The sequence below is a fragment of the Streptomyces sp. NPDC001393 genome (assembly GCF_053597455.1).
In genome coordinates, this window is record NZ_JBSFIH010000007.1 from 248778 (window position 1) to 255771 (window position 6994).

At 72.0% G+C, this 6994-nt stretch carries 4 protein-coding genes; 1 reads left to right on the forward strand and 3 read right to left on the reverse strand.

Going from position 1 to position 6994, the window contains the following annotated elements:
• Positions 1-157 precede the first annotated feature (157 nt).
• Positions 158-2398: a HelD family protein gene (locus ACWC2T_RS11850; protein ID WP_450670215.1), complete on the forward strand. Its 2241-nt coding sequence runs from the start codon at positions 158-160 to the stop codon at positions 2396-2398.
• 336 nt (positions 2399-2734) lie between these two features.
• On the opposite strand, the gene glgB is transcribed toward ACWC2T_RS11850, so the two are convergent.
• The 3 genes from glgB to ACWC2T_RS11865 all read right to left on the reverse strand — a co-directional run.
• Positions 2735-4999 (reverse strand): 1,4-alpha-glucan branching enzyme, encoded by a 2265-nt coding sequence (gene glgB / locus ACWC2T_RS11855; protein WP_450670203.1) that lies wholly within the window; start codon positions 4997-4999, stop codon positions 2735-2737.
• A gap of 19 nt (positions 5000-5018) precedes the next feature.
• The gene (locus tag ACWC2T_RS11860) at positions 5019-6392 is read right to left on the reverse strand and encodes a maltokinase N-terminal cap-like domain-containing protein (RefSeq protein WP_450670204.1); all 1374 of its coding nucleotides are present in this window, start codon (positions 6390-6392) and stop codon (positions 5019-5021) included.
• 87 nt (positions 6393-6479) lie between these two features.
• Positions 6480-6994 (reverse strand): alpha-glucosidase C-terminal domain-containing protein (locus ACWC2T_RS11865; protein ID WP_450670205.1); only part of this gene is annotated, 515 nt, incomplete at its 5' end.

Here is a 6994-nt window from a genome sequence, read left to right on the forward strand (position 1 = left end):
CACGAAAAAAATCCCCTGAGCAATTGCGCTCGGGGGATTTCTGTGCGTATATTCAGTGGTTCGCGACTGGAATGCGAATGGTTGCGGAGAAGTTCAGTGAGCACAGTATATCCGGGCGGGAGCGGAATTGTCAAACACCGAATTTCCAGACGATGAATTGCGGCGCGAGCAGGAATTCATCGACGGACTGTACGCGCGCGTGGACGCCCTGCGCGGCGATGCCGAGACCTCGGTCGCGGACGCGCTCGCCCAGGGCGACAAGCCCATGCAGGCCCGGCTGGAGCGGGACATCCTGGTCGCCGAGCGCTCGGGGCTGCTCGCCGCGCTGAACGCCGTCGACGGCTCGCTCTGCTTCGGCCGGATCGACCTCGCCGACGGCACCGCCCACCACATCGGCCGGATCGGGCTGCGCGAGGACGACGCCGAGCGCACCCCCGTGCTCATCGACTGGCGGGCCGATGTCGCCCGCCCCTTCTACCTGGCCACCGGTCACACCCCGATGGGCCTGCGCCGCCGTCGGCACATCAGCACCGAGGGCCGGAGGGTGACCTCCCTGCACGACGAGATCCTCGACCTCGGCGACGCCACCCGCACCGGGTACGAGGACCACAGCGGCGACGACGTGCTGCTGGCCGCGCTGAACTCGGCCCGCACCGGCCGCATGAGCGACATCGTGCAGACCATCCAGGCCGAGCAGGACGAGATCATCCGGGCGCCGTACCGGGGGGTGCTCGTGGTCGAGGGCGGGCCGGGCACCGGCAAGACGGCGGTCGCGCTGCACCGCGCCGCCTACCTCCTCTACGAGTACCGCGAGCTGCTGGCCCGCCGGGCCGTCCTGATCGTCGGCCCCAACCCGGCCTTCCTCGGCTACATCGGCGAGGTGCTGCCCTCCCTCGGCGAGACCGGGGTGCTGCTGGCCACGGTCGGCGAGCTGTTCCCCGGCGTGAAGGCGACCGCCGGCGACACCCCGGAGGCGGCCGCCGTGAAGGGCCGCGCCGACATGGCCGACGTGCTCGCCGCCGTCGTACGCGACCGGCAGGCCCTGCCGGACCCGGTCATCGCGATCGAGCACGACCGCGAGGTCCTGATGCTCGACGACGGACTGGTCTCCGTCGCCCGGGAGCGCACCCGCGCCACGAAACTGCCGCACAACGCCGCCCGCGAGTACTTCGAGGGTCACATCCTCAACACCCTCACCGAGCTGTACGCCGAACGCGTCGGCACCGACCCGTACGACGGCTCCAGCCTGCTCGACGCCTCCGACATCACCCAGATCCGCGACGAACTCGCCGAGAACCCCGAGGTCTGGGGCGCCATCGACCAGCTGTGGCCCCGGATCACCCCGCAGCGGCTCGTCGCGGACTTCCTCGCGGAGCCCGAGGGGTACCTCAGCGAGGAGGACGCCGCCGCCGTCCGGCGCCCGGTGACCCGCGCGTGGACCGTCGCCGACGTCCCTCTGCTGGACGAGGCGGCCGAACTTCTGGGCGAGGACGAGCGCTCGGCACGGGCCCGTGCCGAGCGCGAACGAGAGACGCAGATCGCTTATGCCCAGGGCGTGCTGGACGTGTCCTACGCCTCCCGGACGTACGAGTTCGAGGACAAGGAGGACAGCGACCCGGACGCGTCGGAGGTGCTGTCGGCGCACGACATCATCGACGCCGAACGGTTCGCCGAGCGACATGAGGAGGCCGACCACCGCAGCGCCGCCGAGCGCGCCGCGGCCGACCGTACCTGGGCGTTCGGGCACATCATCGTCGACGAGGCGCAGGAGCTGTCGCCGATGGCCTGGCGGCTGCTGATGCGGCGCAGCCCGACCCGCTCGATGACCCTGGTCGGCGACCCCGCGCAGACCGCCGAGGCGGCCGGCGTTGGCGCCTGGGCGGACATCCTCGCCCCCTATGTCGAGGACCGCTGGGAGCACACGCGGCTCGGCGTCAACTACCGCACTCCGGCGGAGATCATGGAGCTGGCCGCGGCCGTGGTCCGCGCCGAGCACCCGGACTTCGAGCCGCCCAGCTCGGTCCGGTCGACCGGGGTACGGCCCTGGGTCCGCCGGGCCGACGGTGACCTGCCCGAGGCCGTGGCCAAGGCGGTCGCCGAGCTCACCCCGGCCGAGGGGCGGCTGGCTGTCATCGCGCCGCGCGCGCTGCACCGCTCGCTGGCCACCCGGCTGGACGGCGTCACCGCGGGCGCCGAGCCCGATCTGACCCGTACGGTCGTGCTGCTCGATCCCCGCCAGGCCAAGGGCCTCGAGTTCGACTCGGTCCTGGTGGTGGAGCCGGGCGGCTACGGCACGAGCGACCTGTACGTCGCCCTGACCCGGGCCACCCAGCAGCTCGGGGTGCTGTACACGGGCGAGCTGCCCCAGGCCCTGGCCGCGGCCGCCACCGGGCCGTAGCGGGCCTCCCGGCCAAGGAGCCGTACGAGCGCTAGGTCCGCGCTAGGTCCTGTCGTCACATTCCCGCCGTCCGCCCGGAGGGCGGGCCCTGTGCCCGCCGCGATGGGGGTGCCCCAGCGCGGGCCTGTTCGAGCGTGGGGGAGGCTCATGTATGCCGTAGGTGCGTGCTCTGGGGGTCCCCCGGCCGAAGGCTGGGGGAGTGCCGGGTCCTGGCCCTCGTACTGGATGTAGTTGGGCCCGGGCCCGGTGCGGCGAGTGGGGGCACCTCCCACGCCCTTGAGGCAGTGGGGGAGCGTGCATGGCGTCGCGGGGCAGGCGGGAATGTGGCGACAGGGCCTAGGCGGGCCGCAGCCACACCGTGGCCAGTGGGGGCAGGGTCAGCCGGATGCTGGCCGGCCGGCCGTGCCATCCCTGGGGCTCGGGTTTGATGACGTCGGGGTTGGTGACATCGCCGCCGCCGTACCGCGCGGCGTCCGTGTTCAGGGACTCGTGCCAGGCCGGCACGTCGTCCGGGACGCCGAGGCGGTAGTCGTGGCGGACCACGGGGGACAGGTGGGAGACGGCGAGCAGCGGGTTGCCGTCGGCGTCCAGGCGCAGGAACGCGAAGACGTTGTCGTCCGCCGCGTCCCCGGTGATCCACTGGAAGCCCGCCGGATCGGTGTCCCGCTGCCACAGCGCCGGGGTCGCCCGGTACAGCGCGTTCAGGTCCCGTACGAGATCCCGTACGCCCCGGTGGTCGGCCTCGGCGCCGTAGGACGGGTCGAGCAGCCACCAGTCGGGGCCGTGTGCCTCGGACCACTCGGCGCCCTGCGCGAACTCCTGGCCCATGAAGAGGAGTTGCTTGCCCGGGTGGGACCACGTGAAGCCCAGGTAGGCGCGGTGGTTCGCGCGCTGCTGCCACCAGTCGCCGGGCATCTTCGACACCAGGGACCGCTTGCCGTGCACGACCTCGTCGTGGGAGACGGGCAGGACGTAGTTCTCGCTGTAGGCGTACACCATCGAGAAGGTCATCTCGTTGTGGTGGTACTTGCGGTGCACCGGCTCGTGGGCCATGTACTGCAGCGAGTCGTGCATCCAGCCCATGTTCCACTTCAGGCCGAAGCCGAGCCCGCCGAAGCCGCTCGGGCCCTGGTGGTGGGTGGGCCGGGTGACCCCGTCCCAGGCCGTGGACTCCTCGGCGATGGTCACCACACCCGGGCAGCGCCGGTACACGGTGGCGTTCATCTCCTGCAGGAACGCCACCGCGTCCAGGTTCTCCCGGCCGCCGTGCTCGTTCGGCGTCCACTGGCCCGGCTCGCGTGAGTAGTCCAGGTAGAGCATGGAGGCGACCGCGTCCACCCGCAGGCCGTCGATGTGGAACTCCTCGCACCAGTACACGGCGTTCGCCACCAGGAAGTTGCGCACCTCCCGGCGGCCGAAGTCGAACTCCAGGGTGCCCCAGTCCGGGTGCGCGGCCCGCAGCGGATCGTGGTGCTCGTACAGCGGGCGCCCGTCGAACTCGGCCAGCGCCCAGTCGTCGCGCGGGAAGTGCGCGGGAACCCAGTCCATCAGCACCCCGATGCCGGCCTGGTGCAGCCGGTCCACCAGGTACCTGAAGTCGTCCGGGGTGCCGAGCCGGGCCGTCGGGGCGTAGAAACCGGTGACCTGATAGCCCCAGGAACCGCCGAAGGGGTGCTCGGCGACCGGCATCAGCTCCACATGGGTGAAGCCCATCTCTCTTACATAGGCGGGGAGTTGATCGGCGAGCTGTCGGTAGGTCAGGCCCGGCCGCCAGGAGGGCAGGTGCACCTCGTAGACGGAGAAGGGCGCCTCGTGCACGGGGGTGTCGGCCCGGTGCGCCATCCACTCGGCGTCGCCCCACTCGTGCGCGGAGACGTCCACGATCGACGCCGTGGCGGGCGGGGCCTCCGTACGGCGGGCCAGCGGATCGGCGCGCAGGGTGCGCGAGCCGTCCGGGCGGGTGATCTCGAACTTGTACGCCTCGCCCGCGCCGATCCCCGGCACGAACAGCTCCCACACCCCCGAGGAGCCCAGCGAGCGCATCGGGAAGCCGGTCCCGTCCCAGAAGTCGAAGCCGCCCGCGATCCGCACCCCCCGCGCGTCGGGCGCCCACACCGCGAACCGGGTGCCGGGCACCCCCTGATGGGTGGTGACATGCGCGCCGAGCGCCTGCCAGAGCTGCTCGTGCCGGCCCTCGCCGATCAGATGCAGGTCCAGCTCGCCGAGCGTGGGCAGGAAACGGTAGGGGTCCTCGGTGTCCAGGACGTTCTCCTCGTACGCCACCAGCAGCCGGTAGTCCGGTACGCCCGCGAGCGGCAGCAGCCCCGAGAAGAACCCCTCGCCGTCGTCGTGCAGTTCGGCCCGCAGCTCGCCGGTGACGACCGTGACGGACAGCGCGTACGGCCGGAAGACCCGGAAGGCCACGCCGCCGGGCACCGGATGGGCGCCCAGCACCGAGTGCGGGTCGTGGTGGGTACCGGCCAGCAGCCGCGCGCGGTCGGCGGGAAAGACACCGGCCGCCGGACGCTCGTGCGCCGGCACCTGCTGCCGGGGAACCGTCTTCTCCTTGGCCTTGGTGTGCTTCTTGCCCTTCGGGGTCACGGACGAGCCTCCTGGTTCTTCACGCGGCGAGGCGACGGATCGCCGAGAGCGGTACGGGCAGCCAGTCGGGGCGGTGCCGGGCCTCGTAGACGAGCTCGTAGACCGCCTTGTCGGTCTCGTAGGCCCGCAGCAGCACCGGATCGGTGCGCGGATCGCGGTCGGCCACCTCCGCGTACCCGGAGCAGTAGGCGGCCCGGCAGACGCGCGCCCAGTCCGGGGCGGGCGGGGTGACGGAGTGGGCCGCGTAGTCGAAGGAGCGGAGCATCCCCGCGATGTCCCGCACCGGTGGCTGCGGCATCCGCCGTTCGGCCGGCGGCCGGGCCGGCTCGCCCTCGAAGTCGATCAGCGACCACTCCCCGGAGGGGGAGCGCAGACACTGGCCCAGGTGCAGATCGCCGTGGATGCGCTGCGCGGTCCAGGTGCGGCCCTCGGTGGCGAGCGCGGCCAGCGCCGCGTAGGCCGAGCGCAGTCCGCCCTCGTACGGCCGCAGGCCGGGCACTGCCTGGACGGCCGCCTGCAGCCGCTCGGTCATCCCGTCGGCCAGCGACTGCAGCTGCACAGGGCCGAGGGTGACCGTCGGCAGGGCGTGCGCGAGCGCGGTGTGCACCTCGGCGGTGGCCCGGCCCAGCGCCCGTGCCTCGGCGGCGAAGTCCTCGCCCTTGGCCAGCTCGCGCAGCGCCAGCTCCCAGCCGTCGCTCGCCCCGCTGACGAAGGGCTGGAGCACCGCCAGGACATACGCCTGAGGGCCCAGCTCGGCGTGCAGCCAGGCCGTCGGCGCGGGCACCCGGGGGCAGCCCTCGCGGGCCAGCGCCAGCGGTATCTCCAGGTCGGGGTTGACACCGGGCACCACCCGGCGCAGCAGCTTCAGGATGAACGTATCGCCGTAGACCACCGACGAGTTGGACTGCTCGGCGGTCATCAGCCGGGCCACGAGACCCTCGCGGATCTCCTGGCGCGGGTCCCGCTCGAATCGCAGCCCGCCGATGCGGGCCTGGGTGCGCAGGGCCTCCAGGAGCACTTCGGCGGGCCGGGGGTCGTACAGGGCCTCGTACACCGTGCGTCCGGCGAGCGGCCCGTCCTGAACATGTCCGATCAGCGCGGGCGCCAGCCGGGGCGGCAGCGCCTCGCGCACGCCTATGAGGAGCTGGTAGCAGTCGCCCGGGTGGGTCTCGGCGCCCAGTGCGGACGGCTGGTGGACGCGCAGCAGCAGGTGGTACAGGCCGAGCCGGCCGTCGGGCGGCAGCAGTTCGGTGACGGCCACGGGGGTGAACCCGGTCACCGGACGCCCCTTGCCGGCGAACCAGCGCTGCCTCGGCAGCCACTCGCGCAACAGGGGGTCGAGCGAGGCGAGGAGAGGAGTGGTGGTGCTGGAAGAAGTGACCGTTTCCGCCATGGGCGTCACGTCCTTTCCCCGGAGAAGTCGGGGTGTTAGTGATGCGTGCCCCGGGTGGGGCGGTGGAAACCGCCCCACGAGGGCCCTCTAGGCGGTTTCCCGCCGCAGCCGGAACCAGTAGAAGCCGTGCCCCGCGAGGGTGAGCAGGTACGGCAGCTCACCGATCGCCGGGAAGCGGACCCCGCCGAACAGCTCGACCGGGTGCCGTCCGCCGAACCGGCTCAGGTCCAGCTCGGTCGGCTGCGCGAACCGCGAGAAGTTGTGGACGCACAGCACCAGGTCGTCCTCGTACTCGCGCAGAAAGGCGAGCACGGCCGGGTTGGTGGACTGCAGCTCGTTGTAGGACCCCAGTCCGAAGGCGGGATTCTGCTTGCGGATCTCGATCATGCGCCGGGTCCAGTGCAGCAGCGAGGACGGCGAGGACATCGACGCCTCGACGTTGGTGACCTGGTAGCCGTAGACCGGGTCCATGATCGTCGGCAGGAACAGGCGTCCCGGGTCACAGGACGAGAACCCGGCGTTGCGGTCGGGGGTCCACTGCATGGGGGTGCGCACGGCGTCGCGGTCGCCGAGCCAGATGTTGTCGCCCATGCCGATCTCGT

Bases quoted from the DNA above. Each gene is read 5' to 3' on its own strand.
- ACWC2T_RS11860 (WP_450670204.1), bottom strand. From the start codon at position 6,392: ATGGCGGAAACGGTCACTTCTTCCAGCACCACCACTCCTCTCCTCGCC.